This is a genomic window from Ruegeria sp. AM7 (genome assembly GCF_056535965.1).
Genome location: NZ_JBQFJE010000003.1, coordinates 1,225,515 through 1,248,170, shown reverse-complemented (window position 1 = coordinate 1,248,170; position 22,656 = coordinate 1,225,515). Strand labels below are relative to the sequence as shown.

The 22,656-nt window shown below is 57.0% G+C and carries 44 protein-coding genes, 1 tRNA gene and 1 pseudogene; 29 read left to right on the top strand and 17 right to left on the bottom strand.

Going from position 1 to position 22,656, the window contains the following annotated elements; translation table 11 throughout:
* Positions 1 to 135: 135 nt before the first annotated feature.
* From ACR3EG_RS10030 to ACR3EG_RS10015, 4 genes are read right to left on the bottom strand one after another with little or no spacing between them, the layout of a single operon-like run.
* Complete coding sequence (locus ACR3EG_RS10030; RefSeq protein ID WP_480495344.1) at positions 136 to 447, bottom strand: helix-turn-helix domain-containing protein; 312 nt, start codon at positions 445 to 447, stop codon at positions 136 to 138.
* Entirely contained in the window at positions 447 to 641 is a 195-nt protein-coding gene (locus tag ACR3EG_RS10025; RefSeq protein WP_480495342.1) for a hypothetical protein, read from the bottom strand. The genes ACR3EG_RS10030 and ACR3EG_RS10025 overlap by 1 nt, the downstream gene beginning before the upstream one ends.
* Positions 638 to 997 (bottom strand): hypothetical protein, encoded by a 360-nt coding sequence (locus ACR3EG_RS10020; RefSeq protein WP_480495340.1) that lies wholly within the window; start codon positions 995 to 997, stop codon positions 638 to 640. Before ACR3EG_RS10020 ends, ACR3EG_RS10025 begins: the two co-directional genes overlap by 4 nt.
* Complete coding sequence (locus ACR3EG_RS10015; protein ID WP_480495338.1) at positions 994 to 1,887, bottom strand: terminase small subunit; 894 nt, start codon at positions 1,885 to 1,887, stop codon at positions 994 to 996. Before ACR3EG_RS10015 ends, ACR3EG_RS10020 begins: the two co-directional genes overlap by 4 nt.
* Positions 1,888 to 2,214: 327 nt before the next feature.
* Between ACR3EG_RS10015 and ACR3EG_RS10010 the strand changes: the two genes are divergently transcribed.
* From ACR3EG_RS10010 to ACR3EG_RS09940, 15 genes are all read left to right on the top strand, one after another.
* Positions 2,215 to 2,337, top strand: a complete 123-nt coding sequence (locus ACR3EG_RS10010; RefSeq protein WP_480495336.1) for a hypothetical protein — start codon at positions 2,215 to 2,217, stop codon at positions 2,335 to 2,337.
* Positions 2,338 to 2,360: 23 nt separating this feature from the next.
* Positions 2,361 to 2,552: a hypothetical protein gene (locus tag ACR3EG_RS10005; RefSeq protein ID WP_480495334.1), complete on the top strand. Its 192-nt coding sequence runs from the start codon at positions 2,361 to 2,363 to the stop codon at positions 2,550 to 2,552.
* 75 nt (positions 2,553 to 2,627) lie between these two features.
* Positions 2,628 to 3,107 (top strand): hypothetical protein, encoded by a 480-nt coding sequence (locus ACR3EG_RS10000; protein ID WP_480495332.1) that lies wholly within the window; start codon positions 2,628 to 2,630, stop codon positions 3,105 to 3,107.
* Positions 3,104 to 3,685: a J domain-containing protein gene (locus ACR3EG_RS09995; RefSeq protein WP_480495330.1), complete on the top strand. Its 582-nt coding sequence runs from the start codon at positions 3,104 to 3,106 to the stop codon at positions 3,683 to 3,685. Before ACR3EG_RS10000 ends, ACR3EG_RS09995 begins: the two co-directional genes overlap by 4 nt.
* Positions 3,682 to 4,821, top strand: a complete 1,140-nt coding sequence (locus ACR3EG_RS09990; protein ID WP_480495329.1) for a phage Gp37/Gp68 family protein — start codon at positions 3,682 to 3,684, stop codon at positions 4,819 to 4,821. The genes ACR3EG_RS09995 and ACR3EG_RS09990 overlap by 4 nt, the downstream gene beginning before the upstream one ends.
* The gene (locus tag ACR3EG_RS09985; RefSeq protein WP_480495327.1) at positions 4,818 to 5,606 is read left to right on the top strand and encodes a hypothetical protein; all 789 of its coding nucleotides are present in this window, start codon (positions 4,818 to 4,820) and stop codon (positions 5,604 to 5,606) included. The genes ACR3EG_RS09990 and ACR3EG_RS09985 overlap by 4 nt, the downstream gene beginning before the upstream one ends.
* The gene (locus ACR3EG_RS09980; RefSeq protein WP_480495325.1) at positions 5,603 to 7,774 is read left to right on the top strand and encodes a DNA cytosine methyltransferase; all 2,172 of its coding nucleotides are present in this window, start codon (positions 5,603 to 5,605) and stop codon (positions 7,772 to 7,774) included. Before ACR3EG_RS09985 ends, ACR3EG_RS09980 begins: the two co-directional genes overlap by 4 nt.
* 107 nt (positions 7,775 to 7,881) lie before the next feature.
* Complete coding sequence (locus tag ACR3EG_RS09975; RefSeq protein ID WP_480495323.1) at positions 7,882 to 8,049, top strand: hypothetical protein; 168 nt, start codon at positions 7,882 to 7,884, stop codon at positions 8,047 to 8,049.
* Positions 8,046 to 8,474, top strand: coding sequence for a hypothetical protein (locus tag ACR3EG_RS09970; protein ID WP_480495322.1), 429 nt, complete (start codon positions 8,046 to 8,048; stop codon positions 8,472 to 8,474). Before ACR3EG_RS09975 ends, ACR3EG_RS09970 begins: the two co-directional genes overlap by 4 nt.
* The gene (locus ACR3EG_RS09965; RefSeq protein ID WP_480495320.1) at positions 8,474 to 8,635 is read left to right on the top strand and encodes a hypothetical protein; all 162 of its coding nucleotides are present in this window, start codon (positions 8,474 to 8,476) and stop codon (positions 8,633 to 8,635) included. The genes ACR3EG_RS09970 and ACR3EG_RS09965 overlap by 1 nt, the downstream gene beginning before the upstream one ends.
* Positions 8,632 to 8,976 (top strand): hypothetical protein, encoded by a 345-nt coding sequence (locus ACR3EG_RS09960; RefSeq protein ID WP_480495319.1) that lies wholly within the window; start codon positions 8,632 to 8,634, stop codon positions 8,974 to 8,976. Before ACR3EG_RS09965 ends, ACR3EG_RS09960 begins: the two co-directional genes overlap by 4 nt.
* A complete protein-coding gene (locus ACR3EG_RS09955) occupies positions 8,973 to 9,446 on the top strand; it encodes a hypothetical protein (RefSeq protein ID WP_480501764.1) in 474 nt (157 codons plus the stop codon). Before ACR3EG_RS09960 ends, ACR3EG_RS09955 begins: the two co-directional genes overlap by 4 nt.
* Positions 9,443 to 9,733 (top strand): hypothetical protein, encoded by a 291-nt coding sequence (locus ACR3EG_RS09950; RefSeq protein ID WP_480495315.1) that lies wholly within the window; start codon positions 9,443 to 9,445, stop codon positions 9,731 to 9,733. The genes ACR3EG_RS09955 and ACR3EG_RS09950 overlap by 4 nt, the downstream gene beginning before the upstream one ends.
* The gene (locus tag ACR3EG_RS09945; protein WP_480495313.1) at positions 9,730 to 9,966 is read left to right on the top strand and encodes a hypothetical protein; all 237 of its coding nucleotides are present in this window, start codon (positions 9,730 to 9,732) and stop codon (positions 9,964 to 9,966) included. Before ACR3EG_RS09950 ends, ACR3EG_RS09945 begins: the two co-directional genes overlap by 4 nt.
* Positions 9,963 to 10,355 (top strand): putative quorum-sensing-regulated virulence factor, encoded by a 393-nt coding sequence (locus ACR3EG_RS09940; protein WP_480495311.1) that lies wholly within the window; start codon positions 9,963 to 9,965, stop codon positions 10,353 to 10,355. The genes ACR3EG_RS09945 and ACR3EG_RS09940 overlap by 4 nt, the downstream gene beginning before the upstream one ends.
* Positions 10,356 to 10,417: 62 nt before the next feature.
* Here the strand turns inward: ACR3EG_RS09940 and ACR3EG_RS09935 are convergent, their stop codons facing one another.
* The 10 genes and pseudogenes from ACR3EG_RS09935 to ACR3EG_RS09890 form a co-directional block, all read right to left on the bottom strand.
* A complete protein-coding gene (locus tag ACR3EG_RS09935) occupies positions 10,418 to 10,693 on the bottom strand; it encodes a hypothetical protein (protein WP_480495309.1) in 276 nt (91 codons plus the stop codon).
* Positions 10,686 to 11,123 carry a DUF1353 domain-containing protein gene (locus ACR3EG_RS09930; protein ID WP_480495307.1) on the bottom strand — a complete coding sequence of 146 codons (438 nt, stop codon included), beginning with the start codon at positions 11,121 to 11,123 and terminating at the stop codon, positions 10,686 to 10,688. The genes ACR3EG_RS09935 and ACR3EG_RS09930 overlap by 8 nt, the downstream gene beginning before the upstream one ends.
* Position 11,124: 1 nt before the next feature.
* Complete coding sequence (locus ACR3EG_RS09925; protein WP_480495939.1) at positions 11,125 to 11,400, bottom strand: DUF2312 domain-containing protein; 276 nt, start codon at positions 11,398 to 11,400, stop codon at positions 11,125 to 11,127.
* Positions 11,401 to 11,481: 81 nt separating this feature from the next.
* A pseudogene (locus tag ACR3EG_RS09920) lies at positions 11,482 to 11,682 on the bottom strand (DNA translocase FtsK); the annotation flags it as partial.
* Positions 11,683 to 11,738: 56 nt separating this feature from the next.
* Entirely contained in the window at positions 11,739 to 12,146 is a 408-nt protein-coding gene (locus ACR3EG_RS09915) for a hypothetical protein (protein WP_480495305.1), read from the bottom strand.
* On the bottom strand, positions 12,130 to 12,594 hold the full coding sequence (locus ACR3EG_RS09910) for a hypothetical protein (RefSeq protein WP_480495303.1): 465 nt from the start codon (positions 12,592 to 12,594) through the stop codon (positions 12,130 to 12,132). The genes ACR3EG_RS09915 and ACR3EG_RS09910 overlap by 17 nt, the downstream gene beginning before the upstream one ends.
* Positions 12,545 to 13,360: a hypothetical protein gene (locus ACR3EG_RS09905; RefSeq protein WP_480495301.1), complete on the bottom strand. Its 816-nt coding sequence runs from the start codon at positions 13,358 to 13,360 to the stop codon at positions 12,545 to 12,547. The genes ACR3EG_RS09910 and ACR3EG_RS09905 overlap by 50 nt, the downstream gene beginning before the upstream one ends.
* A gap of 3 nt (positions 13,361 to 13,363) precedes the next feature.
* Positions 13,364 to 13,762, bottom strand: a complete 399-nt coding sequence (locus tag ACR3EG_RS09900; RefSeq protein ID WP_480495299.1) for a DUF1064 domain-containing protein — start codon at positions 13,760 to 13,762, stop codon at positions 13,364 to 13,366.
* 8 nt (positions 13,763 to 13,770) lie between these two features.
* Entirely contained in the window at positions 13,771 to 13,914 is a 144-nt protein-coding gene (locus ACR3EG_RS09895) for a hypothetical protein (protein WP_480495297.1), read from the bottom strand.
* Positions 13,915 to 14,121: 207 nt separating this feature from the next.
* The gene (locus ACR3EG_RS09890) at positions 14,122 to 14,388 is read right to left on the bottom strand and encodes a helix-turn-helix domain-containing protein (RefSeq protein WP_480501766.1); all 267 of its coding nucleotides are present in this window, start codon (positions 14,386 to 14,388) and stop codon (positions 14,122 to 14,124) included.
* A 104-nt stretch (positions 14,389 to 14,492) separates the two neighbouring features.
* On the opposite strand from ACR3EG_RS09890, the gene ACR3EG_RS09885 reads away from it, so the two are divergent.
* Positions 14,493 to 14,813 (top strand): helix-turn-helix domain-containing protein, encoded by a 321-nt coding sequence (locus tag ACR3EG_RS09885; protein WP_480495293.1) that lies wholly within the window; start codon positions 14,493 to 14,495, stop codon positions 14,811 to 14,813.
* A gap of 205 nt (positions 14,814 to 15,018) precedes the next feature.
* On the opposite strand, the gene ACR3EG_RS09880 is transcribed toward ACR3EG_RS09885, so the two are convergent.
* A complete protein-coding gene (locus ACR3EG_RS09880) occupies positions 15,019 to 15,252 on the bottom strand; it encodes a hypothetical protein (protein ID WP_480495291.1) in 234 nt (77 codons plus the stop codon).
* Positions 15,253 to 15,602: 350 nt separating this feature from the next.
* On the opposite strand from ACR3EG_RS09880, the gene ACR3EG_RS09875 reads away from it, so the two are divergent.
* The 13 genes from ACR3EG_RS09875 (at position 15,603) to ACR3EG_RS09815 (ending at position 21,489) form a co-directional block, all read left to right on the top strand.
* A complete protein-coding gene (locus ACR3EG_RS09875) occupies positions 15,603 to 16,019 on the top strand; it encodes a hypothetical protein (protein ID WP_480495289.1) in 417 nt (138 codons plus the stop codon).
* 125 nt (positions 16,020 to 16,144) lie between these two features.
* Entirely contained in the window at positions 16,145 to 16,369 is a 225-nt protein-coding gene (locus ACR3EG_RS09870; protein ID WP_480495287.1) for a hypothetical protein, read from the top strand.
* Positions 16,366 to 17,334 carry a PD-(D/E)XK nuclease-like domain-containing protein gene (locus ACR3EG_RS09865; protein ID WP_480495286.1) on the top strand — a complete coding sequence of 323 codons (969 nt, stop codon included), beginning with the start codon at positions 16,366 to 16,368 and terminating at the stop codon, positions 17,332 to 17,334. Before ACR3EG_RS09870 ends, ACR3EG_RS09865 begins: the two co-directional genes overlap by 4 nt.
* Positions 17,331 to 17,576 (top strand): hypothetical protein, encoded by a 246-nt coding sequence (locus tag ACR3EG_RS09860; protein WP_480495285.1) that lies wholly within the window; start codon positions 17,331 to 17,333, stop codon positions 17,574 to 17,576. Before ACR3EG_RS09865 ends, ACR3EG_RS09860 begins: the two co-directional genes overlap by 4 nt.
* A complete protein-coding gene (locus ACR3EG_RS09855; protein WP_480495283.1) occupies positions 17,573 to 18,601 on the top strand; it encodes a hypothetical protein in 1,029 nt (342 codons plus the stop codon). Before ACR3EG_RS09860 ends, ACR3EG_RS09855 begins: the two co-directional genes overlap by 4 nt.
* A 101-nt stretch (positions 18,602 to 18,702) precedes the next feature.
* Positions 18,703 to 19,035 carry a hypothetical protein gene (locus ACR3EG_RS09850; protein WP_480495281.1) on the top strand — a complete coding sequence of 111 codons (333 nt, stop codon included), beginning with the start codon at positions 18,703 to 18,705 and terminating at the stop codon, positions 19,033 to 19,035.
* Positions 19,032 to 19,757: a hypothetical protein gene (locus ACR3EG_RS09845; protein ID WP_480495279.1), complete on the top strand. Its 726-nt coding sequence runs from the start codon at positions 19,032 to 19,034 to the stop codon at positions 19,755 to 19,757. Before ACR3EG_RS09850 ends, ACR3EG_RS09845 begins: the two co-directional genes overlap by 4 nt.
* Positions 19,754 to 20,056 carry a hypothetical protein gene (locus ACR3EG_RS09840; protein WP_480495277.1) on the top strand — a complete coding sequence of 101 codons (303 nt, stop codon included), beginning with the start codon at positions 19,754 to 19,756 and terminating at the stop codon, positions 20,054 to 20,056. Before ACR3EG_RS09845 ends, ACR3EG_RS09840 begins: the two co-directional genes overlap by 4 nt.
* Complete coding sequence (locus tag ACR3EG_RS09835; RefSeq protein ID WP_480495275.1) at positions 20,053 to 20,238, top strand: YegP family protein; 186 nt, start codon at positions 20,053 to 20,055, stop codon at positions 20,236 to 20,238. Before ACR3EG_RS09840 ends, ACR3EG_RS09835 begins: the two co-directional genes overlap by 4 nt.
* Positions 20,235 to 20,459, top strand: a complete 225-nt coding sequence (locus ACR3EG_RS09830) for a hypothetical protein (protein WP_480495273.1) — start codon at positions 20,235 to 20,237, stop codon at positions 20,457 to 20,459. Before ACR3EG_RS09835 ends, ACR3EG_RS09830 begins: the two co-directional genes overlap by 4 nt.
* Positions 20,456 to 20,971, top strand: a complete 516-nt coding sequence (locus tag ACR3EG_RS09825; RefSeq protein WP_480495272.1) for a hypothetical protein — start codon at positions 20,456 to 20,458, stop codon at positions 20,969 to 20,971. Before ACR3EG_RS09830 ends, ACR3EG_RS09825 begins: the two co-directional genes overlap by 4 nt.
* On the top strand, positions 20,968 to 21,297 hold the full coding sequence (locus ACR3EG_RS09820) for a hypothetical protein (RefSeq protein ID WP_480501768.1): 330 nt from the start codon (positions 20,968 to 20,970) through the stop codon (positions 21,295 to 21,297). Before ACR3EG_RS09825 ends, ACR3EG_RS09820 begins: the two co-directional genes overlap by 4 nt.
* Positions 21,298 to 21,309: 12 nt before the next feature.
* On the top strand, positions 21,310 to 21,489 hold the full coding sequence (locus tag ACR3EG_RS09815; RefSeq protein ID WP_480495268.1) for a hypothetical protein: 180 nt from the start codon (positions 21,310 to 21,312) through the stop codon (positions 21,487 to 21,489).
* A gap of 98 nt (positions 21,490 to 21,587) precedes the next feature.
* On the opposite strand, the gene ACR3EG_RS09810 is transcribed toward ACR3EG_RS09815, so the two are convergent.
* Together ACR3EG_RS09810 and ACR3EG_RS09805 are read right to left on the bottom strand one after the other, a co-directional pair.
* Positions 21,588 to 21,661, bottom strand: a tRNA-Gly gene (locus ACR3EG_RS09810).
* 66 nt (positions 21,662 to 21,727) lie between these two features.
* On the bottom strand, positions 21,728 to 22,555 hold the full coding sequence (locus tag ACR3EG_RS09805) for a polyphosphate kinase 2 family protein (protein WP_480495266.1): 828 nt from the start codon (positions 22,553 to 22,555) through the stop codon (positions 21,728 to 21,730).
* Positions 22,556 to 22,656: the final 101 nt, after the last annotated feature.

Here is a 22,656-nt window from a genome sequence, read left to right as displayed (position 1 = left end):
TGGCGGCCAGCGCGCGGCGCTTCATGCCGTTGACGACCCGCTCTCGCGCGTAGTGCGCTCTCTCGGAGGGCGATGGCGTTCTTGGCCGTTGGGGCAGCGGCGGCACCGGTCGCTGAAATATAAAAGGTGGCAACATCAGGACGCCTCCCCTTCCCGCCGCACCAGTTCCCAAGCGGTGTGCTGAACGCCCCATTCGCCGGTCTTGCGGGTGCCGCTGTCCTCGACCTCGCCTGTCGCTTTCAACTCAGTGAGACGCGGGCGAACGCTGCCGTAGTGGCGACCGATGCGCTGCGCGATTTCATTAGCTGTGAGTGGTCCGGGGCTGCGTTTGAGGCAGTCAATGACCTGATCGCGGATTGTGAGCGCGCCAGAGCCCAAGCGGGCTGCTGCTGCTGCGCTGGTGTCAGTGTTGCGGTGTCCGACGTTGTCAGGCTGGCTGTAGGGCATCAGGACACCCCCACCGCTTTGGTGGCAATGACCAACAGCAAAACGGAGCCCCAAGAAAACCACAGGATAAAGAACCAAGCGCCGACCTTCGTGTGTTCTTCGTCTCCTTTGGCAACAGCATTCGCTACGCCTGCGGCGAACATGGCAGAAAGCAAATATAGGCAGATGGCCAGCGCGGTTAGAAACCAGATCATGCCGCAGCCTCCCGAGTTAAGCGGAAGGTGGGCAATTCACACCGGCGCACTTCACCGCCACGGAAGGCAATCGGAGTGCTGTCATGCACAATCCGAACGTTGTACTCAGTCTTGGACCACCGGCTGAACAGCCACTCACCGGAAATCAGGCGATCACCTTCCACAAACTCAAGGAATGTTGCGAAATCCGCGAACTCGGTTTCGATGACGTGGAAGTGGTCCCGCTTTTTTCGGCCGGGTGCGCTGTCGTCCTCAAGCCAGACCTTTACGGCGCATCCGGTGCGTGGTTGGTCGACCGGAGCCGTTTGGCCGGTATCTGGCGCATCTATGCGGGGAAAATCGAGATAGTCGCTCATGGTTCTACTTCCATTCCATCTTGGGTGGTGTGATCGTCGGTAACGTCCAGCGGGTGTGCTGACGGTTGAACCTGGTGCGTGCGTTCGCTGGCGGTATTGACCGGTACGGCGTTGGTGCTGCTCATCATGCTTTGAACGAGGCGTTCGAGCGGGTGCCGCTCTTCTGGATCCACCTTGCCCGCGAACATGCCGAAGTGCTTGGCGATGTTCTCAAGCGCTTTGCCCCGGTCTTGCATCTTGATTTCGATACCCTGCTTGGTTTCCTTCACGCCGTCGAAGAGAAGGCGCGCAGCGGGGCTGAGCTTTCGCGTGTCGGCCATGCGGGTGATTTCCATCCCCATGCCGGAGCACTCAGGACAAGCCGGGTTTGGCGAGTCTGTGAGGCGATAGCCGTATCCGCCCGCGTCGTCGGGGATGCGGGGGTCTATGATCAGACCTGCCATAGCCTTGTCGCGCAGGTCATCGTCCGAGAACATGTCGAACACCACGGCGGCTTTGCGCTCGGTGAACTCCCGTTCTGTTTTCCACTGGAACTGGTGGTCGACGCCATAGCAGTAGCGGCAGGGCGCGATGATGTGCTGCGTTAGTTCGTTGGGGTCTGCCAGCGCGATCTGGGTCCAGAGGTCCACTACCCCCTGCGCATCCAGCATTGCCTTGCTCTCGATCCGTTTGCGGCCCTCTGCGATGGCAGCAGCCACCTTAGCGTGGGTTAGCAATCGTGATGCTGTGACCTCGGCTGATCCTTCCGCATAGCCCGCGCCGATTGCGGCCTGTTTCCCATTCGGATCAGCCAGATAGGCAAGCACAAACGCCCGTTGACGCGCATTCAAGCCGAATGCGTCCAACCATGCGGTATCTACCAATGCTGGATTGCCTGCGGTGCTGCTCATTCCGGGGCTGGGCCTCTTGCGCCTCAAAATCACACGCAGGTTATGCGTCATCGGCGCAATAAGCAACATTTTGCTGCACATCGCACCGACCACCACCACCAGTGTATTTGTTTATTTCTTACTTTAGTGACTTCTCGTTGACTTCCAGTTTGACCCCCTCCTGACTTCATTAGAAGAATTATACTTTATTTATCAGCATTTTACTTGACTTCTTTTTGACTTCCATCCTGACCACCTTTTGCGACGCATCTTTTTGCGACATGTGCACTTTTTTCAGTTGCTATTTGCAACATGTTACTATACGAATGAGACAAAGGAGAACGGCACATGGAAAAGATCATCGAAGTCATCAAACGCGAACGCTGGGCGCTGCTTGGCGACCTGATCGGCGCGGTCTGCGTGATGGGTGGCATCGCCCTGCTTTTCCTGCTGCTGCCCATCCTCCTGTAACCCCAACCAAACCGGAAGAAACAATGACTATAGGACAACTTGAGAAGGCCGCAGGCGTTACCGACCGAAACGAGTTTTGGGCTCAGTTCTCACACATCAAAGGCAGCGCTAGCATCAACGGAAAAGAGCATGACAGTGGCTTGCAGGCTGGAATTGAGCAACTGCGCTGGATGGCCACACAACGCGCAGCCCAACTTGCCAGAGTAACCGCCTGACGCATCGGTGCGGGGCCGATCTGCGGCCCTCATCCCATGCGCCAGCATGACCAGCTTCAAGACGGAGAAACACATATGCCATTTAAAAGCGGACCTTTCAGCCTACGCATTGAGCGTGAGGATGCATCGCCGGTCTGGCTCAACTCAATTGCAAACGCGAGCCGTGCCAGGAGTGCTTTTTTGGGCTTCAAGGCTTGCCACCATTTTCCCCACGTTGTCGGCGGCGCTGTTTACAACGCCGACAAAGAGCTTGTGGCCGTCGTCAACATGGATGGTTCAGTGATCGCCCCGGATGGAACAGACATGGTGGCACTGCAGGAGGAAATTGAGGTTGTAGCAGAAGAAGAGCGCGCTGCGGCGGCGGATCATATGCAAGCCGAACAGCGCGCCTATGAGACTGGTCAAGTCACCGAAATCAAAATGACTTGGTCTCGCACACTCCCCTCCCTCTTGGCGCTTCTGGAAAACGATATGGGTGCCGGCCGCACCATGGCCATCGAACAACTGCAGATGATGGCGCGGGTCGCTGATCTGGCGGTGGAGCAAGCGACATGACCCAAGCATTCCCATTGCAGTGGCCTTTGGGCAGGCGAAGGATGAAATCCCGCCCCGACAGCCAATTTAAGGTGCGCCCGACACAGGCGTTTGAGGAAATGATGCAGGAATTGGAGCGGTTCAACGCCAAAAACGTTGTGGTATCCTCCAACATCCCTACGCGCCGGGACGGGACGCCCTACAGGGATGGGCTCACTGAATTGCACGAAGACCCCGGCGTTGCGGTTTACTTCACCAAGGGCAAGCGTTTGATCTGCCTGCCCTGTGACACGTACCGCCGCCCGTGGGAGAACTGCCGCGCCATAGGCAAGGCCATTGAAGCCCTACGATCTATGGAGCGACACGGGGCCCAGCAAATCCTAGACCAAGCATTCGAAGGCTTCACCGCCCTGCCATCGCCAGAGGCCGTCTCCGACGCGCCTGACAAAGCATGGTGGGTTGTTCTGGGTGTAGAGCCCGCCGCGAGTGCTTCCGAAATCCGAGCCGCATACAAGCAACGGGCCCGAGAGGCAGGTGGTTCATCCGTCGAATTGAACGCTGCCAAAGACTTGGGGCTTAAAATACGAGGCGCAACATGAGCCAACAAACAAAAATCGAGTGGACCGAACGCACGTGGAATCCGATTGTCGGGTGTTCCCTTGCCTCCCCCGGCTGCACAAACTGCTACGCCATGCGGATGGCTTACCGCCTGTCCAACAACCCCAAGACGCCGCAATACCACGGCACTGCCGAACTGGTGAATGGCAAGCCCGTTTTCACCGGCAAAGTCGCATTGGTGGAAAAGGCTCTATTGGAACCGCTCAAGCGTCAGACGCCGACCACCTATTTCGTCAACAGCATGGGCGATCTGTTTCACAAGGACATTCCTGACGAATGGATTGACCGGATTTTCGCAGTGATGGCGCTCTGCCCGCAACACACGTTTCAGGTGTTGACCAAACGCGCAGACCGGATGCGGGAATACATGATGCGCTGCTATGGCCGGGTTCTCGACTTGGTATCGGACCGCTTCGAACGGTGCTGGCCGTTTGATTTTTGGCAGATTGTCGGAATTGAACGGTTTTCCGGGGCGGAATTTGATGTTCGCACAAATTGGCCCCTGCCCAACGTCTGGCTTGGTGTCTCGGTCGAAGATGAAAAACGCGCAGTCGAGCGCATCCCCGATCTGTTGGCGTCACGTGCCGCTGTTCGGTTCATCAGCGTGGAGCCGCTGTTAGGGCCGATAGACTGGAAGCGCTGGCTCCCAACTGGAAGAACCGTAAAGCGCCCTGATGGCCGCGTTGAGACAGAAGCCCACTACTACATGACCCTATGCACGTCCTGCGGCTGGGTTGGGTCGTCGGAACTGTGTGGTTCTGACTATTGGGGTGACGACAGCGATGTTTACTGCCCAGCTTGTAACAACGGCGGTGCTGACCACGAGGTTCCATCAATTGATTGGGTAATTTGTGGCGGGGAAAGCGGCCCGAACGCCCGCCCCTTGCATCCCGATTGGGCTCGTAGCCTGCGCGATCAGTGCAAGGCAGCTGGCACCGCGTTTTTCTTTAAGCAGTGGGGCGAGTATTCCCCGGATTTCCCGAGTTCCGGCAAGTGGTCGTGGCAGGAAGTCGAAGGCACTCCGATGTACCGCGTCAGCAAGAAAGCCGCTGGCCGTCTTCTGGATGGCGTCGAGTACAATGAAGTTCCCAAATCTCTGAAAGGCGGTGAGGCATGACTGACCACCCCATCCTATTCTCTGGACCGATGGTTAAGGCTCTGTTGGACGGTCGCAAGACCCAGACGCGGCGCATTTTGAAGCCGCAGCCCGACTTTGAGCCGAATAAATCCGGCCTGCGGCTCGGCTTCTACACCTGCTTGGTCACGAAACACGGCCCGACGATCTACGCAGATACAGAGCGCGAATTGGCCAGCCGCATTCTCGCGGAACACAGGCTTATCAAAATCAGGCCGGGTGATCGCCTGTGGGTGCGTGAGGCTCATCGGTTAACTGACGACGGAGAAAACGAATGCGTTGTCTACGAGGTCGATGAAAAAGACATCAAAAACCACGAGTGGGGCATTCGCAAGATTCAGGAGCAGTGCAACCTTTCGGATGATTGGGCTAAACCGCATCTGAAAAAGCGGCCTTCCATCCACATGCACCGTTGGGCATCGCGTATGACCCTAACAGTGACCGACGTCCGCATTCAGCGGTTGCAGGACATCTGCGAAAAGGACGCGCAGGCCGAGGGGCTGATCCACGACACATGGGAAGTCGGTATCTCTGCCGATCAAACTGGGACCGGAGAATCTGATCTTATCTACCAAACTGGATGGTCCACTGATCGAGTTTCCGCCTTTAAAAATGGCGTGGCCAAAACCGCTCGGGACGGCTTCCATGCTCTGTGGGACGGTTTAAACGCGGATCGCGGCTTTGGCTGGGACGCTAACCCGTGGGTCGCTGCCTACACCTTTACCGTTCACCAAGAGAACATCGACCGCATGGGGGAAGCCGCATGACCGACCTACCCATGATCGTAGACGGCTTCGCAGGTGGCGGCGGTGCCAGCACGGGCATTGAAATGGCCTTGGGCCGCAGCCCTGACGTTGCAATCAACCACAGCACGTCCGCACTGGCGCTGCACGAGGCAAACCACCCCGATACGCTGCACCTGGATTCAAACATTTGGGATGTGGACCCGCTGGAAATCGCCAAGGGCCGCAAGGTCGGGCTGTTGTGGGCCTCGCCTGATTGCAAACACTTCTCTCGGGCGTCGGGTAAGGCGCTCAAGGACCGCAATATCCGTGATCTTGCATGGGTAATTGTGGATTGGGCCGAGAAGGTGAAGCCCGACGTGATCCTGATGGAGAACGTGGAAGAGTTCCAGACGTGGGGCCCGGTGGGCGAAGATGGCCGCCCGGTCAAAGAGTTCGCGGGCATGACCTTCGAACTGTGGGTCAAGCGGCTGAAAAAGGCGGGCTACAAGCTGAAATGGAACGCGCTGCGCGGCTGTGACTATGGTGCGCCGACGATCCGCAAGCGGTTCTTCATGGTGGCGCGGCGCGATGGGCGACCGATCGTCTGGCCCAAGCCGACCCACGGCGACCCGAAATCAGCCGCGGTTAAAAAGGGCAAGCTGCTGCCATGGCGCACGGCGGCGGAGTGCATCGACTGGTCGATCCCCTGCCCTTCGATCTTTCTGACCAAGGAAGAGGCCGTTGCATACGGCAAGGAAAACCAGTGCAACGCTCCAAAGCGCCCGCTGACCGGCAACACGCTGGCCCGGATCGCGCGCGGCATGGGCCGCTATGTCCTGAACGCAAACAAGCCCTTCGTCGTCAACCTGACCCATGGCGGGCGCGTTGAGGATGCAAGCGAACCACTCAAGACGATCACCGGGGCCAATCGCGGTGAAAAGGCGGTTATTGCGCCGTCAATCACGCGGTTCAACAGCGGTGCAACCGGCGTGGCGATGGATGAACCTATGCCCACGGTGACGGCGAACAGCTGGGTGAAGAAACCCGGCGGCGCGGCTCCGCTCGGCGTGATCGCGCCGCACCTGATGACCATGCGCAACGCTCAAAAGCCGTTCAACGGCGCTGATGAGCCCGCGCACACGATCACGGCGGGTGGTGCCCGGCTGTGCGAGGTCGCGCCTTACCTGATGAGCCTCAAGGGGTCTGCGCGCCGTGCCAGTGCGGTCACGGGCCCGCACCCAACGGTTCTGGCCGGTGGCCTGCATTCGGCGGTGATCACCCCGGCCCTGCTGAGCGTGGCCCACGGTGACAGCGGTGGGCGCCGGGAATACCCTCTGACAGAGCCGCATGGTACGGTCACTTCGGGCGGAATCTCCCACGCGCTGTTCTCACCCATCCTGACCTATGCTCAGCAAGGCGGCAGCAACCGAAGCTGCGAAGTGCCGGCGCACACCATCACGGCCAGCAAGAAAGATCAGAACGCAGTTATCTCGCCGCTGCTGGTGCAAACAGGCTACGGGGAACGTCAGGGGCAGGCTCCACGCTCGCTAGACCCGTTTGCGCCGCTGGGCACGGTCGTTGCCGGTGGCATCAAACACGCGCCCGCAGCGGCGTTTCTGGCTCAGCACAATAAGGCCAGAAAGGGTGTCAATCCGGGCCGTCCCGTTGATGCGCCGATTTCCACCCTGACCATGACCGGATCACACCAAACCGTCGTAGCCCCATGGTTCGCCAAATACTACGGCACCGCCGACAATGGCGCGCGCGTGGATGAGCCCTGCCACACGGTCACGGTGAAGGATCGCTTCGGTCACATGCAGGCAGAGTTGGCCGCGCCAGAGTTCGGTCCAGAACATGAGGATCGCGCCCGCGCTGTTGCGGATCTGCTGCGCGACCATGGCGAATGGGACGGCGGCGAGTTCGTCACGCTGGAAATCGACGGTCAAACCTTCGTGGTCGTTGACATTGGTATGCGGATGCTCACACCCCGCGAACTATTCAACGCTCAGGGTTTCCCATCTGACTACGTGATCGAAGGCGTCTGGCAGGAACAGGACGGTGAGTGGTTGTTCAACTCCTTCCCCAAGTACGTCCAAGTCTCCTGCTGCGGCAACAGCGTGTGTCCAGACGTGGCGGCCGCTCTGGTGGAGGCCAACTGTGAACACCTGAGCGTCAAACACGCCGAGCGCCAGGTGTCTGAGAAAGGCTGACCGATGCTTGCTTACTTCATCATCTTCGCCCTGATCGGCACATGCCGTGCCATTTATTTTGCTGTGCGGGGGCTCTTAGCCCCCGCCCAAGAACAGGATCAAAAACAGTGACCATCATTACAAACATCATCGCATTTTTCCTGCTGTGTAGCGCTCTGTACCTCTCCTATGAGGCCGGAAAGTTCGTGCCAGAGGACGAAGATAACCCGCCGCCAGTGGCGCTGTTTGCCGTGGTCGCCGCGCTGGTCGCATACCTGCTGCTGGTATTCACATGATTGCCCGCATCTGCACCGCTATGGCCTTGCTGCTGGCCACGCCAGCCGCATCCGACACACTGACGGTTAAGCCGCTTTCGGGTTGGGCGTCCGGTGGCCACCTGGCGCGATACCTCGAAAAGCGAGAAAGCGTCGATGCTGTACGCATAACGGGTCGGTTCGCCTCGTCCGCTGGTGTGTTCCTGTCTCACCCGAACGTCTGCGTCACCCGGCGCGCTAAGCTGGTAATGCACGCTATGACCATCAAAAACGGCTCTATTGCCCCTTGGGCATGGCAAGAGTTCTACGCGGGCCAGTTGGGCAACGCGGATCTGGGCACATGGTTTCTCACAAACGCAGCCCACAGCAAACGCCCCGCGCCACCGATCCATGGCGCGGATCTGATCGAAACCTACGGATTCCGTGAATGTGGAGAGAACACCTAATGATCGCCCGTATTTTCAAAACGCTGGGTATGTGCCTGCTGGCAGCGGTTCTATTCCCGCTCTCATGGCTCAAGGAACAACCCTTTGCGCTCAGTATGGCGTACTGGAACACCTTCGGCCCTGCCCTCCTGCACATCAAAAAGACTTGGAGCAAGAAATGACCAAAACCAGTGCGCAAATCAGAAAAGATGACGGCAAGATTGTCGTAAAAACGGACGCTTATGTCTCGCATAGAAACACCGGCCTGCCTTGGACCTCGTCCTACTCCCTGACAGTCGATGAGGCTGAAACCTTTATTCGTCAGTTATTGGAAACGGTTTCTGACGCAAGAGGAAGCGGGCTAGAGAACGAAGCGGGCGAGTACGGTGAACTGGCCCTGCGGGAACACGTTCGACTGGTGATGTCGCAGGACGCCGTGACCGAAGAAGAGGCAAACGTTCGCGCGTGGCTCGAAGGGCCCAAGGGATACGTTGAGCGCCGCCATAAGGGTTTAGCCCAATGACTGCCGCCAAAAGTGACACTCCAATGTACCTGCTGGAAAAGCGCGGCCTGTACTATCGCGTCGGGAATGCTGGATACACAGGCATTAAGGACGAGGCGGCGCGCTACACCTTCGATGATGTGGCCTGCATGTTCCCTAACATGGACAGCCCCAACCAAGACGGGATCACCTGCATTGCAGAGAATGACGCGCCTGAGTTCAGCAAGGCTTGCTGGACAGAAACCAAGCTACATCACCGCGAAAAGCAGCGTGACGCCCTAGCAGCACGCGTGGCTGAGTTGGAGGGTGCGCTTGACCGCATTGCGACACCAGAAGCCTTCTATGTCGCCACTTCGAGTGTAGATCCAGAAACCTTCGCCCGCATGATCTATGCCAAGAAGGTTTTAGAGAATGCCGCTCTGGTCGATGCCGAGAAAGAAACGGAAACCGAAACATTCGATCGTTACCCCCTGAAAGTGAACGCCCAATGACCACCGCAGCCCTTCAAACGATGGCCGAAATGCGCCGCCACCTTCTCGCCGGTGAGGAACTGCTTGGCCTGAACGTGCTGAGCCCCACGGAGCGAGACCTGTACTATGCAGCCTGTGACCTGGCCCGAAAGGAACCCATTTTCAGGACGGCTGACCTAATCGCGCATCCTCTGGCCGCGCCGATTCCGCGACCGACGTTCTTCCGGGCGATCAAGAGCCTGACGAAAAGCGGGTATCTGATCATGACGGAGCGCGGACGCTATACGATCAAGGAGACAGGCCAGTGAAGAACCCTAACCCGATCAACCTCAAAACGCCCGATGAAGTCAGGGCGTTGGGGTGGTGCGCCGAAGCCCGCGACGCGGACGGTCACTTGTGCTCAATGCAAGGTTGGCTGCCTCAATGCAGCAAGAACCAAAACGCGCTGATGCTGGCTGAGTTCATTCAGGACTATAGCCCCGACTGCACGATCACCCTTTTCCCCGAAAACATCAAATATTGCGAGAAGGCGACCCTATGACAGTAAACACGCACGGTGTCCGAATTGACTTCGGAAAGCACAAAGGCGAGTTGATCACCCGCCTGCCCGTCTCCTACCTGCGCTGGATGATTAACGAAAACTCGCGCATGTCTGATGTAGCTCGGGCGGAACTGGACAGGCGCGGCGACACCATGCCCACAGTTGAAGTCTCTGGTCACGCAATCGATAAGGCCAGCTTGCGCGTTCGGAAGATCTGGCACGAGACACGCAGCAAAGATGAGGGTCTGTATAGCTGGCTCATGCGGATAACACTTGAGGCGCTGGACAAAGGCGAGAAGCTGGAAAGCGGCAAAATTAAATATCTCGGCATGAAACTGGTGATTGAACAGGGCGAAGAATTTCCGGCGCTCAAGACGATAATGAGGTAGTGAATAGCTGCGTGAATAATTCGCTGCCCCAAATGGAAACCCCGCCGATCTGGCGGGGTTTTCTATCTGTTTCCCGGTGCGCTGGTGCCCTGCGACGAGTATGTGCCGCGCGTGGGGCTGAACTCGTTCAATACGGTCTCCACCATGTGCTTGATGTGACGGGGCTTCTTCAAGCCTAGGTCCATGGCCGTTTTGACAACGGTATACCCATAGTCGTGAACCAGTTCCCGGATCTCCTTGGGAAGAGCATCGCAGGCATCCATTCGGTTTTTCCTGCGATGGCGGATCAAATCCTGAAACTCGGTTTCGGTCATCTTGGAAAAGTCGCGCTTACCCATTGTCGAACCCTGCCATTTTCAGAAAAGCCCGTCGCAGCCCGCCTGTCCTCACGGCGGCGTACATCGAGTAGCGCCAGATCTTTGGCATACCCAAAACCTCAAGAGCCTCTAGGAACACGCGGTCAATGTAGCTGCGGCGATAGGTGCCTTGCTCAATCATCCAGTCATGCAAAGCGGCAGCCTGCATATAGCTCGGATGGGCCATGGGCACCAATACCCGGAACGGAAACGGCACAGATGCCCCATCGAACGAGAAGCCCCAGCGCACGTTGATCACGTCGCTTGGAGCATCTAGAGAGCCCACGTAATAGGTGAAGCCGCGCGCCAATGTCCATTTCGGGCGGTGAAAACTCGGTGGCAGCAAACGCGAAAGGCCGCTCCGCTTTTCAGGGACGGCCACAATCATAAGGGGATCGGTGAAGCTGGACATGTCAGGCCATCCCCAACGCTTCTTTGTACATTTCAAGAACCGCCTCTTCTTCGGCAACATCGTCCTTGTCACGTTTACGCAGGGCAATCACTTTGCGCATAACCTTCGCGTCATAGCCGCGCGCCTTGGCCTCGGCCATAACCTCTTTCTGGCTTTCAGCAATGTCCTTTTTCTCGGCCTCCAGGCGCTCGAACCGCTCTATAAACTGACGTAGCTCAGCTGCTGTCACACGGTAGGCGCTGGCTGACACCTCTTGGTCCGCTGCCGTTTCTTTCATCGGCGGCTTACCTTTAGCAATTGTGGCCGCCGCCTCACAGGCACGTACCAGGTCTGGCGGAACCTCAGTTGCCACGATTTCACGCTTTCCAACATGGTCAGCCGATGTGACGATGCCCAAGGCTTCCAGCGTTTCCATAATCCCCGCTGCGCGGTTGTACCCAATAGCTAAGGCCCGTTGCAGATAAGAAGTTGAGCACTTCCCGTCTTTTATCACGATGGCGGCGGCCTTAGCAGTCAGCGGTTCGGTCACGGTCGCGGATGCGGCTGCAAGCTGATCCATTGTAAACGGGCCTGTGGTGGTCCCGTCGCTGGCGGTCATCGTCATGGTAATATCATTCATGCTTGAGCCTTTCTGACTGTGGGTTTCTTGGTTGCGCTCAAAGCTGCGCGCAGTCGATGCCAGCGGGCTTGAACTGTGGTAAGAGGCAGGCCCCATTCGAGCGAAAACGCATAGATCAGCGCATATTTTCCATCGCTCCCGATCAGCGCTAAGTCGCGAGATTCGGGAAAATCGGGACGTGGATCCAGCGGTGATCTAACTGGCTTGATATCGTCGTTGTTGGGTTCCAGTTGACTGTCTGTGTCTACGTTTGAATGGTTCCGCATTTTCAGGCCGAAGCGACGGGCAGCGCAAGAGACCGCCGTTGGGTGTACGCCGAACTCTGCAGCAATATCCTTGACCTTCACGCCACTTTCCCAGAGCGGAACGAACTCATCCTTTTTGATTTTAGCGGTTTGCGCCACGACCACGCCCCCCGACCCGTTTAATCTCAATCCCTGCTTCGCGCATGATTTGCTCAGAAACCTCGGGCGTAGGATAAAGGTCTTTGCGCGCCTCCCTTTCTTGCTCTTCCCTCTGGGCTGCCAAGTGCTCTTCCCGGAGCCTCATGCGAAGGACGGCTTTTTTTCGAGCATCGTTGATGAGGGCGACAATAGCCGCTGGATTCGGTGCCCGGTTAGAAACCTCTGCCTCGTATCGGGTCGCTGCCGCGTCGACCTCTTCGCGACTGTAGTCGCTGAGAATACGGACGAATTGGTGTGCCTGACCTTTCGCAATCGCTTCGTCCCCAGGCGTCCAATAGAAACTCAACAGCGTTGCGATACGCGCCCTGATCCAGCGTGCGTGTTCTGCGTCGATCGGTTTATCCTTCAGCGAACGAACGGATGAAGCTGGATTTCGCGTCGTTGCCACGGCGCGACCCTCTTGGTGCTGATCCATGGTGCCCTCCTTCAACTTGTGTTGGTGTTAGTGCTGGCGCGGTTTTCTGGCCTGCGTATCGCTGCATGGCCGGAGAAAAATACTTGAACGAACCGGGCGGGCCGTCTCGCTTGCGCCTCATGGTTTCCCGGATCACCGTGCATTGCTCGTCCAGTGACAACCCGAGATCTGCGCCCCACCGCTGCGCCTCGGCCATGTCCCCCATGCCGCCCAGCATTCGACCGGTCGCCGTCAAACCGGTGTGGTCGAGGCCCATGGCATTGAGGATAGTGTCCCGGTCAGTGGCGTCAGGCGGCAAATCCAATGCTGGTGTTTCGAGCGCATACGCGGCATCACCACCATCAGTGTTTTGTTTATTTCTTTCTTTAGTGACTTCCGGCTGACTTTCGTTTGACGCCTGCTTGACTTCACCTGCCTGATAATCGGCGTAATTACAGATAGTTATCTGACTTTTTCCTGACTTCGCATTTGACTTTATCATGCCCTCGGCGTCCAACCGCGACAGGAAGTTCTGCACACGTTTCAACGACTTCCAGCGCCACTCGCGCTGCATTTCACGTTGGGTCGCAAAGAAACTGCCGCGTGGTACATCCAGCATCTTGGACCCGACGCGGTGCCGCGTGTTTTTGTAGGCGGCGCGGGCAATCAGCCAGACGAACGCCTCTCGTTCACTCATCGGCTCGACAGCAAAGAAATCATGCTTGAAGATTTTGCGTTCAATTCTGATCCAGCCGTCCACGCGTCAAATCTCCACAATCTCGACGCCTTGGGCGCGCAGGATGGATTTTTTAAGGAGGTAATCTTTCGTCTTATGGCCCTTGGCGTCCTCGACCACCAACTTGCCTGTATCGCAATCCACATAGGTGAAGTCGGCCCGATAGGTCAGACGCCTACCGCTCTCACCCTGCAGTGGCTCATCGCGGCCTTGCAATGAGATTGGAACTTGTAGTTCAATATCCTTAATAACCCCGGCCCGTTCGAGGTTCTTCAACTCCGTGTATCGCTCAGCCTCGCGTTTGCTGTCGAACTTGATCCCGTCAATCTGGGTTTTTTCTGCGCCGTACTTGTTTCCGCGCTTACCAGGTTCACGGCTATTGCCTTTTCTGCCCGCTTGCGCCGCGCGATACTGCGCTATGGTCATCCTCTGGGTCATTTCTTTTTCTGTCTGAAATGACGCCCCATCCGCAGAACAGCAGCATAAATCTCTGAGTCGCGGCTGGCACTGTCTGATAGGGAATCCACCATCCGTTTCAATTCAGCCTCGGACGTGACCGCAGTGATGCGCTCAATCATTCTCTTCCTGCCATATTCAGTCATTGCCAAGCTGCCTTTGGTTGTTGGGCCCCTACCCTCACGGGCTCTCGGCTGGGGCTGCCGACTGGGTGGCGAGATTTCAGGCACCAATGAGGGGAAGTGCATCAAACCCCCGACCGCCCACCTGAAAGCATCCCGCCGCGATTTGCCGTCCAGTGGCGGCAACGGAGTTAGGCGGTCCATGATTTACGGTTCGATCACCTCTTCTTCCGGCTTCGGGGCCGGTTCTGGAGCGGTCGAACGTTTAAGCCAGCTGTCGGGCGTCACCTTGCCGCCGGTTTTTTCGTAGATCTGCTTTTGAGTTTTCCGGCCCGGTTCCCGCATCTTGCTGAGAATCTGGCTCAGGTAGCTTCTACCAATCCCGAGAACCGCAGCGACGTCGGCCTGCTTTGCCCCGGAATGGTTCTGCTCGATCCATTGCTCTAGTGTCATCATAGTTGCTTTTTGCAACATTATGCTATATGCGTCAATGACATATTCAGCAGAAAGTGTTGCAAAGCCTGCCCGAAGGCTACAAGTGATGAGTAGGTGACCAAGACGGCCATCAGGGAAAGAGTATGAAACTTCGAATAAAAGAGCTTCGCGAGTCCAAAGGGCTCACGCAGGATGACTTAGCAAAGAAGGTCGATTTGTCGCGATCTTATTTGGCTCAACTAGAAAACGGCGTTCGCCAGCTTACGACAAAAAAACAGGCCGCAATAGCTGCGGCCTTGATGGTAGATCCCCAAGAGCTTGTGGACTTCACTGCGCCTGACAAGACGGATGAAGAGTACCTTGTGGAAGCCTTTCGCTTAGCCGCTCCTGAGCAGCGGCGAGCTTGGCTCGACATGGCGCAGGTAATAAAGGGTTCCGAGTCAAAACATGGCGAAGAAAGCTAGACCTCTCGGTTAAGTCCATCCCGCGATACAGCCCCAATAGTGTTTCTTCTTGCTCAGCCTCAGATAGTGTGCCTGGGCGCTGCTCCTTAATTACTTTAGTCATTCCATCCCGCATCATTTTAAAGCTTCTGGTGGCGGGAGTATAGCTGCGTGTCTCGATTTGCAACAATAGGGGTGTCCATTTTGGACCCCCCTTCCCGATCAACTATTGGTTGCGCGAAATTGAGCTGGAAATTGGCGGGAATGAAATCGTTTCCGCCTCTGGCTTAACTTTGAATTTGGTCCCGCTCAGATACTCTCTTACAAGCGCCGAGTAGCCTGCGCGCTTACCCTCTACAATATCAATGGTTTCCAACACCAACGCGCGCGCAAAAGTCGAGCCTTCGGGCGTGGGCTCCCAGCCTAGAGTATCGTGGAAGACAGATCCTGCGTGCTGCATGTCTTGCAATCTCCGCAATAACGTCGTCGGGGGCACGTCTAAATAGACTGAAAGAGTCCTCCTAGGCCACGGCCTTCCACCGGGTAAGAACGCGGACAGCATCAGTCTGGACAGCCCATCAAGCCCCAAACTTGAATGGCAAATATGCTCGCGCCGCCAGCGTTCGATAGTCTCTAGCGCATAGACCGGCAACCCTTCTGGACGTTGTACCATTTAGAATCTCACTCGCAACAAGCCGTCCTTCCGCAGCATTTCTCATAAGGTCGGCGATTATTTTCTCATTTTACTGTTGCATAATGTTGCAAATTGCATCATTGTGTCAATGTTTACTTTCTAAAGGAAGGCCGGACATGCAAGACGCAATGACCAGTCAAACGGGATTATGGAGCTATTTGGTCGAGGAAGATCATATTAGCGAAGACGGCTATAAGTATGAGCATTATGCAGTCAATGACAAAACCGGACAGCGCATAAATCTCGATTTTACCCCTTACCATGTTATGCCGCGCAACGCTTTCGCTAAGCTAGTTGAGATGGATTTCCCCCCACGCCCGGACATGTCCCCATGGACCGCTGGCGGCGTCAAAGAAGCCTACGCGGCCTATCAGCGGCGAAACAAGTTAATTCCTCTATTCGAAGGGGTGCAGACTGTCGCGGCTGCAGTTGTGTTTATCGCTATAGCCGCGCAGGTCGCACCTTTTCTGACAGACCTTTCGGCCAGCGCGTTCGATCTGGTCGAAATGGCAACGTACATCAGGCTTCACTGACATGTGGAAGATTGAGTGCTGCAAAACGGGTCGCTGGTTTGAGTATGCGACCGAAGGCATGGCCAGACGTGCCGCATCGCACCTTGGCCTTGTTGACTACACCCTAACCCCACCGGAGTAACCCTATGCCCAAGATTAGCATCTTGGATCTGCCTATCCGGCTGTATCAGCCGATGACGGAAGGCGATCCCTACCTTGCTCTTATCGGTAAAGATAAAACCACCCTCCCCATTCTCATCAAGGGCGACACGCCCATGCAGGCGCAGATGAAGGCCGAGAACTGGCGCAGGGACGAACACGCGCGCGTGGTTGGAAAATCCAAGAAAAACAGCGAAGGAGCAACATCGTGAAGGATGTTATTGAAGCCCCGACAAAGGCAAAGATCACGGCCACTGGCCATTATGACCTGACCAACGAAGAGTACCACGGCGATTGCTGCGATGGCCCATCCCTTAGCGCCAGTTCCATCAAGCAACTGATCGCAGACCCATCGGAATACTGGCTCAATTCGCCCCTGAACCCGAAGCGCATCGCACCCAAAGCAAAGAAGGCGTTCAACGTCGGTACGGCTGCGCACACAATGGTTTTGGAACCGGAACTGCTAAGCGAAACGGTTTCCGTGATCCCCAATGACATACTGTCCTCCAATGGCGCACTCAGCACCAAGGCCGCAAAAGCCTTCCTTGCGGAACAGACAGAACTTGGGCGCACCGTAATCAAGGAAGCTGAGTGGCAGGCGGTTTGCGATATGGCCGACGCAATCAGCGCCAACCAGGTTGTCATGCGCGCCATGGCGGGAACGCTGAACGAGCAATCTCTGATCGTGCGCGACGATGAGGCCGGGATCTACATCAAGTCTCGCCCCGATCAGATGCCGCAGGAAAGCGGCCGCTTTATCGTGGATCTTAAAACCACGGATCGCACAGGCATCGAAGCGTGGGAACGGTCCTCAATGCTGGATCTGCGCTACGACATTCAGGGCTCAATCATGCTGTGGTCTCTGGAAAAGGTTTTGGGGATCCGGGCCGCAGGCGTCATGTATGTGGTCGTTTGCAAGGAACCCCCGCATCGCGTAGCTGTTCGGACTCTTCGCGCCACCAGCGACACAGGACGGGCGTTGCTGGATAACGGCTGGCTGGACGTGAAACAGGGCGTCGCCACCTTCGCAGAATGCCTTGCAACCGGTGTCTGGCCGTCTCCGTGGGACAGTGTGGCCGATATCAAAGTGCCTGACTGGCACATGCGCACCATTGAAAAGCGCCTTGAGGAAACTTCGCTCGTCAGCCCGTTTGCCTCTTCGGAGATTGAGCCTTGAGCAATCCAGTTTTGGGCGCGTTTGACGCCCGAGAACCCGATGGCTGCTACGCGGTCGTGGCTGAGTTCAAGAACCAAGGCCCGATCCTGATGGAAGCGGAAAACACCAGCTACGACGCGGCTGGTGAGCGCGCCGAAATGCTGCGCGGCTCGTCCAACGTGCTGCGCACCTGTGTCGTTCGTCTCACCTACGAGGCGGGCAATGAACTTCTCTTTAAAGACCTGGAAAGGAACCAGAAATGAACGCTATCACCCAACACGAACCGCAGGCAGTGCCCCCCGCAGCGCCAGTCAGCTTTACCGGCTCATCCCTGATGGACCCCAGCAAATTCGAACACATGGTTCGCGTGGGTCGTATGCTCGGCATGTCGCCTCTGGTGCCCAAGCATCTGCGCGAAGGTGGCGCAGATGCAGCGACCGCAAACGGCGTGCTGGTTCTGAACATGGCTGAACGGCTCAAAGAAGACCCTTTGACCATCGCCCAAAACATCTACTTCGTGAACGGCTCCCCCGGTTGGAATGCTACCTATATGATATCGAAGGCCAATCAACACGGGGTTTTCAAAGACCCTATTGATTGGGAAATCAAAGGCAGCGGTGATAGCTTGTCTGTGACCGCTTTTGGGGTGCTGGCCGCGACCGGCAAGAAAGTGAAAGTCACCGCTGACATGGCGATGGCCAAGGCGGAAAACTGGACCAAGAACGCCAAGTACCGCTCCATGCCGGAACAGATGTTGCGCTATCGCTCCGCAACCATGCTGATCCGGCTTTACTGCCCGGAAGTCATGGTGGGAATGCCTTCATCGGTCGAACTGGAACTAGACCGGGATTACAAGGACGTGACGCCCGCAGCAGATCCGGCGAAGCCCACCCAAGACGCGGATATCATGGCGGCGCTGCCCGAGGGTGAAACCATCGAAGCAGAGCCCGCAAAGCCTGTCGATCGCACCCCGCCGAAGCCCGCGCAGAAGGCCAAAGAGCCGGAACAGGAATCCGCGGCTGAACAAACCCCTGACGATGAAATCGACACGGAGACCGGCGAAGTGCTGGCCGACAAGACGGAAGCCGCACCCGCCGCTAAGACCGGCAAAACCTACGAAGAACTCGCAAGCATCCACGGGTCGATCATGAACGATCTGGAAGAGGATGCAGTGACCCCGGAAGCCGTGCTGCAGTTCTACAGCGACAAGGGCTTGAAGGATATCGAAGCTGGCGCGCCGGAACTCTACGCCGAAATCATGGACGTGGTTAAAGCCAAGTCCAACTAAGCTACCTCCCCGGCGCGCCGCCTGTCGCGCCGGGTGCCTCCCCCCGGTGCAAACCTGCCAACCTATCCGGCACCGGGGGGGGCCTTTCAGAAGAGACCACCATGCACCTGACAGAAGAACAAATTCGGTTCGCCGATGCCTACGATTGGTTTGCCTTGCCGCCGCACCCAGCCGCAGACGGGCAAGGATGGCGCGTTGCCCTCGCCGTTATCGTCCTCGGCCCCTTTCCACAGTTGGAACAGGCATGGTCGGCTTTTGACAAGCTGATGACCACCGTTCCCAAGGCGAAAATCTGGGTCAAAAGTCTGAATTGGGAGGCCACAAAAGACGATTTTGAGCGCGCCTGTCAGGCGGCGGAAAGAGGCGGGCTGAGACTGGTCGGCGCGGATGCGAACCCGATCAGCAACTATTGCGAAGCGGATTTTGTACGATGAGCGCAACGTCAGCGAAGCCCTTGTTTCAGGCGATCAGTGGTAAGAACAAACGCCCCGAAGCGACCACCCCATTGTTCGGCGATCTTCCCAAAACGCCGTCGCCAAAAGACGAACGCGACCCGCTGGATTTTGACCCGACCCCTTATGATGCGACCTGGGCGTTCTTGGGTGCAGAAGGCGAACGCCTGCGGGAACTCGGTGGTCCGATCTGGGAAAACGCGGTAGGCGCCGGTCATATTGCACATGTTCTGCAACTGGCGCAGTTCAAGGTGTACGGCTCAGATATCGTTGACCGTGGCTGGCCCGGAACGATGGTGCGTCCGTTCTATAGCTACGACGGCACTCACGCCAACTTGGGCTTAGCCCCGGCCCGCCGGATCGTAACTAACCCACCTTACAACGAAATCAGCGCACGCGACGGCCACGGGCGGTGGCTCAAGCATATCAAGCTCCTGTTCGAACTCGGACAGGTCGACTACGTGGCCATGCTCCTGAATTGGGATTGGATTGCCGCCCGGATGAACGGTCTGGACGAGTTGCACGAGACGTTCCCGGTCAGCCGCGCCTACGTGTGCTGCTGGAAAATCGACTTTCGCGACGGTGGCAGCCCGCCCCAGCGCAACGGATGGCTGGTCTGGGACGCCGGCTGGAAAGGTGAAACGGTTCTTCGTCGACTCTACAGGGAAGGTGGGAACGATCAACAACAGGCGTTGGCCCTATGAACGACGTTGAATTGTTTCTCGCCCGCTTGCGCAATTCGCACCCCGATATGGTCGAAATATTCACCGAAGGTAGATGCTACGACCTTTTCGACATGATGCGCGTGATCTGGCCGGAAGCAATCGCGTTGCTCTCCATTCGAGAGGGCCATGTCTACATCAAAATCGGGCGCGGAACATACGACATAAGAGGTCGGCACTACCGCTTGCCTGATGATCTGGCCCCGCTCAATCACCGACGCTTAAGGGCCGACCGGTGGTCCAAGCGCGACAACCGCAGACTGCAGAGGACAAATACATGAACAGCCCGAAGTTTCAGTTGGAACGGCGTCCTGACGGATTCTGGCGCTTCAATCTGATCGCGCGAAACGGTCAAGCCGTGATGAGAAGTGGCAGCTTCACGCGCAAGGAAAACGCCCTGCATGGGATCGAGGTGGTTAAGACCATCGTCGCAGAGGCGGAAATTGAAGAGGTAGGGAAATGAGCGAGACAGAACAACAAATCAAATGGCCGTCAACGACCAACGATCACCGGCACTACCGAACGCCGATGAACATCCACCGGCCCCGCAACAACGAACAGTCGATGCAAACCAAGATTGCCATCGCGCAAACCAACAGCACTCAGCACCGCAAGGTTAAAATCACACTGCCGACCCCAGATTGGGAGAAGGACGCAGCGAACGCTGGAAAGGACAGAACATGAGCATTGCACACCCATGCCCCGGAGAATGGAATTGGTGGGCCTCCTTTGGCGAAGATCGGTTTCAGATTGGCCCGGAGGATACACGGGCCGACGTAATCATTAATGCCGTCACCGATGGGTTGGGTGACTATCTTCACGGCGACGGTGAATGGCGCACGTCGTTCGTGATTGCGCACTGTCAGGACCGGCACAATGATCTGGCTGAATGGTTCAATGTGTCCACCTGGTTGGAAGATGTTCACGAACGCATGGACGATAATGGATGTGGCAGCGACGAGGACGGCAACCAGCATCCGCTTGAAGAACTGTCCCAACGCGACGTTGACGATCTGCAAGCGTCGATCCGGTTGGCAATTCGGCACTGGCAGGACCGAAAGGGCCTGACGCTCCGCAGCCCTTACTTCGCCTCGGTCGTTAGTGAAGAGGGAATTGACTTTCCGCTGCCCGAAGGCGGGCGGGAAGAACTGGCACTGGAACTGGCAATCGCCAAAAATGAAGAAGGTGACGCATGAGCAAAAGGACGCCTTGTATAATGGATCACCAACAAGCCGCCAAAGATATGCTCGACGCCGTTGATGCGTTTATGAGTGGGGCAAACCTGACCGAAGAACAGCGCGAATTGGAAAAAGCCGCAACGACAGCTGGTGCCTTCGCGGCAGCCGCATTCGACGCATACACCCCAAGAGGCGGCGGCGAATACCATGCCTTGACCAGAACGTTCCTAGTGGCGCTGATCGACCCCTCGCACCCGGATCTGGACCACCTGCGGGCGGACCCGGCATCTGGAGCAGTCGCGCGGGACGCCGCCGCTCAACTCAAAAAAATCTCAAACGCTTAAAGGGCAACGCACATGAGCCAGCAAAAACCAGTCTACGTGAAGGTGACCGAGATCCCGACGCTCTACCGCCTGTCCCGTTACTCGATCCGCAGGTACGAGAAAGACGGCAAACTGACCATTCACCGGGGCACCGGCGTCAACATGGTAAAGGTCGCGGATCTGGAAAACCTGATCGAAGGGAAAGCCGCATAACCGGCGTGTATAGCAAACCAAATGTGGGGCAGAATGTGGGGCAACTTAGGTTGCCCCATTTTTTATTCGTTAAATTACAATTGCTTAGCGGGATTATTTGGAGCGGGTAACGGGAATCGAACCCGTAACAAGAGCTTGGGAAGCTCGTGTGATACCTTTTCACCATACCCGCCGCTTGGATCGGAATAGCATCCCGCGCGACCAGACCGCAAGCGCCATTCCGCAGACTAACACGCGATTATTCCGTGCGGGCGCGCAGGCTGTCTATCAACGATTGTTCCACATCCAAGGCTTCGCTGGCCGCGTCCAGCGTGCGCTGATCCAGATGCTGCGGGTTCAAGTCGATCCCGTCCGAGAACGTATCAACAATCGCGCGCATCGCTTTGATCCGCGCGTATTTCTTGTTGTTGGCCGGGATCACATGCCACGGCGCGATTTCTGTTGAGGTACGCGCCAACATCTCATCCACCGCCACCTCGGCCTCGGCCCAGCGTTCGCGGTTGCGGAAATCCTCATAGGTCAGTTTCCAGCGTTTCATCGGATTGCGCAGGCGTTCGGTGAAACGCGCCATCTGTTCCTCGGGTGAGATGTGAAAGAACAGCTTTACGATCCGCGTCTCGTCATCCACCAGCATCCGTTCAAAATCGTTGATCTCAGCATAGGCGGCACGCCAGCGGTGTTCCGGCGTGAACTTTTCCAACCGCTCGACCAGTACCCGCCCGTACCAACTGCGGTCAAAGGCCGAGATCGCGCCCGCGGGCGGCAACCTCTCCCAGAACCGCAGCAGATAGTGACGGTTCAGATAGTAATTGCGGGGTGCCCCGATGGGCCAGACCTTGAAACTGCGCGGGTCCAAAGCCTGACTGATACGGCGGATCGTGCCACCCTTGCCCGCCGCGTCCCAGCCTTCGAACACCAACACGCCCTTGAGCCCGTGAAACAGAAATGCCTGCTGAATCAGTGCCAGCTGCGCCTGCAGATCGACCAGCTCTTCGAAATATTCTTTCTTGCCCAATCGCAGCGACAGATCGGCCTCGGCCAGTTTCGGGGGAAAGTGTTTGGTCATTTCAATGCCCTGATCTGGTGAAATCATGGGCAGTGTCGCAATAACGACCGCAAGCAGCCTTGATCGGTGTCAAAACGAAAAAGGCCGGGCACTTGGCCCGG

Excerpts from the sequence above, each read along its gene's own strand:
- ACR3EG_RS10030 (WP_480495344.1), bottom strand. The coding sequence starts at position 447 with ATGCCCTACAGCCAGCCTGACAACGTCGGACACCGCAACACTGACACC.
- ACR3EG_RS10025 (WP_480495342.1), bottom strand. The coding sequence starts at position 641 with ATGATCTGGTTTCTAACCGCGCTGGCCATCTGCCTATATTTGCTTTCT.
- ACR3EG_RS10020 (WP_480495340.1), bottom strand. The coding sequence starts at position 997 with ATGAGCGACTATCTCGATTTTCCCCGCATAGATGCGCCAGATACCGGC.
- ACR3EG_RS10015 (WP_480495338.1), bottom strand. The coding sequence starts at position 1,887 with ATGAGCAGCACCGCAGGCAATCCAGCATTGGTAGATACCGCATGGTTG.
- ACR3EG_RS10010 (WP_480495336.1), top strand. The coding sequence starts at position 2,215 with ATGGAAAAGATCATCGAAGTCATCAAACGCGAACGCTGGGCGCTGCTT.
- ACR3EG_RS10005 (WP_480495334.1), top strand. The coding sequence starts at position 2,361 with ATGACTATAGGACAACTTGAGAAGGCCGCAGGCGTTACCGACCGAAAC.
- ACR3EG_RS10000 (WP_480495332.1), top strand. The coding sequence starts at position 2,628 with ATGCCATTTAAAAGCGGACCTTTCAGCCTACGCATTGAGCGTGAGGAT.
- ACR3EG_RS09995 (WP_480495330.1), top strand. The coding sequence starts at position 3,104 with ATGACCCAAGCATTCCCATTGCAGTGGCCTTTGGGCAGGCGAAGGATG.
- ACR3EG_RS09990 (WP_480495329.1), top strand. The coding sequence starts at position 3,682 with ATGAGCCAACAAACAAAAATCGAGTGGACCGAACGCACGTGGAATCCG.
- ACR3EG_RS09985 (WP_480495327.1), top strand. The coding sequence starts at position 4,818 with ATGACTGACCACCCCATCCTATTCTCTGGACCGATGGTTAAGGCTCTG.
- ACR3EG_RS09980 (WP_480495325.1), top strand. The coding sequence starts at position 5,603 with ATGACCGACCTACCCATGATCGTAGACGGCTTCGCAGGTGGCGGCGGT.
- ACR3EG_RS09970 (WP_480495322.1), top strand. The coding sequence starts at position 8,046 with ATGATTGCCCGCATCTGCACCGCTATGGCCTTGCTGCTGGCCACGCCA.
- ACR3EG_RS09965 (WP_480495320.1), top strand. The coding sequence starts at position 8,474 with ATGATCGCCCGTATTTTCAAAACGCTGGGTATGTGCCTGCTGGCAGCG.
- ACR3EG_RS09960 (WP_480495319.1), top strand. The coding sequence starts at position 8,632 with ATGACCAAAACCAGTGCGCAAATCAGAAAAGATGACGGCAAGATTGTC.
- ACR3EG_RS09955 (WP_480501764.1), top strand. The coding sequence starts at position 8,973 with ATGACTGCCGCCAAAAGTGACACTCCAATGTACCTGCTGGAAAAGCGC.
- ACR3EG_RS09950 (WP_480495315.1), top strand. The coding sequence starts at position 9,443 with ATGACCACCGCAGCCCTTCAAACGATGGCCGAAATGCGCCGCCACCTT.
- ACR3EG_RS09940 (WP_480495311.1), top strand. The coding sequence starts at position 9,963 with ATGACAGTAAACACGCACGGTGTCCGAATTGACTTCGGAAAGCACAAA.
- ACR3EG_RS09935 (WP_480495309.1), bottom strand. The coding sequence starts at position 10,693 with ATGGGTAAGCGCGACTTTTCCAAGATGACCGAAACCGAGTTTCAGGAT.
- ACR3EG_RS09930 (WP_480495307.1), bottom strand. The coding sequence starts at position 11,123 with ATGTCCAGCTTCACCGATCCCCTTATGATTGTGGCCGTCCCTGAAAAG.
- ACR3EG_RS09925 (WP_480495939.1), bottom strand. The coding sequence starts at position 11,400 with ATGAAAGAAACGGCAGCGGACCAAGAGGTGTCAGCCAGCGCCTACCGT.
- ACR3EG_RS09900 (WP_480495299.1), bottom strand. The coding sequence starts at position 13,762 with ATGACCATAGCGCAGTATCGCGCGGCGCAAGCGGGCAGAAAAGGCAAT.
- ACR3EG_RS09895 (WP_480495297.1), bottom strand. The coding sequence starts at position 13,914 with ATGATTGAGCGCATCACTGCGGTCACGTCCGAGGCTGAATTGAAACGG.
- ACR3EG_RS09890 (WP_480501766.1), bottom strand. The coding sequence starts at position 14,388 with ATGTTGCAAAAAGCAACTATGATGACACTAGAGCAATGGATCGAGCAG.
- ACR3EG_RS09885 (WP_480495293.1), top strand. The coding sequence starts at position 14,493 with ATGAAACTTCGAATAAAAGAGCTTCGCGAGTCCAAAGGGCTCACGCAG.
- ACR3EG_RS09880 (WP_480495291.1), bottom strand. The coding sequence starts at position 15,252 with ATGCAGCACGCAGGATCTGTCTTCCACGATACTCTAGGCTGGGAGCCC.
- ACR3EG_RS09875 (WP_480495289.1), top strand. The coding sequence starts at position 15,603 with ATGCAAGACGCAATGACCAGTCAAACGGGATTATGGAGCTATTTGGTC.
- ACR3EG_RS09870 (WP_480495287.1), top strand. The coding sequence starts at position 16,145 with ATGCCCAAGATTAGCATCTTGGATCTGCCTATCCGGCTGTATCAGCCG.
- ACR3EG_RS09855 (WP_480495283.1), top strand. The coding sequence starts at position 17,573 with ATGAACGCTATCACCCAACACGAACCGCAGGCAGTGCCCCCCGCAGCG.
- ACR3EG_RS09850 (WP_480495281.1), top strand. The coding sequence starts at position 18,703 with ATGCACCTGACAGAAGAACAAATTCGGTTCGCCGATGCCTACGATTGG.
- ACR3EG_RS09845 (WP_480495279.1), top strand. The coding sequence starts at position 19,032 with ATGAGCGCAACGTCAGCGAAGCCCTTGTTTCAGGCGATCAGTGGTAAG.
- ACR3EG_RS09840 (WP_480495277.1), top strand. The coding sequence starts at position 19,754 with ATGAACGACGTTGAATTGTTTCTCGCCCGCTTGCGCAATTCGCACCCC.
- ACR3EG_RS09835 (WP_480495275.1), top strand. The coding sequence starts at position 20,053 with ATGAACAGCCCGAAGTTTCAGTTGGAACGGCGTCCTGACGGATTCTGG.
- ACR3EG_RS09830 (WP_480495273.1), top strand. The coding sequence starts at position 20,235 with ATGAGCGAGACAGAACAACAAATCAAATGGCCGTCAACGACCAACGAT.
- ACR3EG_RS09825 (WP_480495272.1), top strand. The coding sequence starts at position 20,456 with ATGAGCATTGCACACCCATGCCCCGGAGAATGGAATTGGTGGGCCTCC.
- ACR3EG_RS09820 (WP_480501768.1), top strand. The coding sequence starts at position 20,968 with ATGAGCAAAAGGACGCCTTGTATAATGGATCACCAACAAGCCGCCAAA.
- ACR3EG_RS09815 (WP_480495268.1), top strand. The coding sequence starts at position 21,310 with ATGAGCCAGCAAAAACCAGTCTACGTGAAGGTGACCGAGATCCCGACG.
- ACR3EG_RS09805 (WP_480495266.1), bottom strand. The coding sequence starts at position 22,555 with ATGACCAAACACTTTCCCCCGAAACTGGCCGAGGCCGATCTGTCGCTG.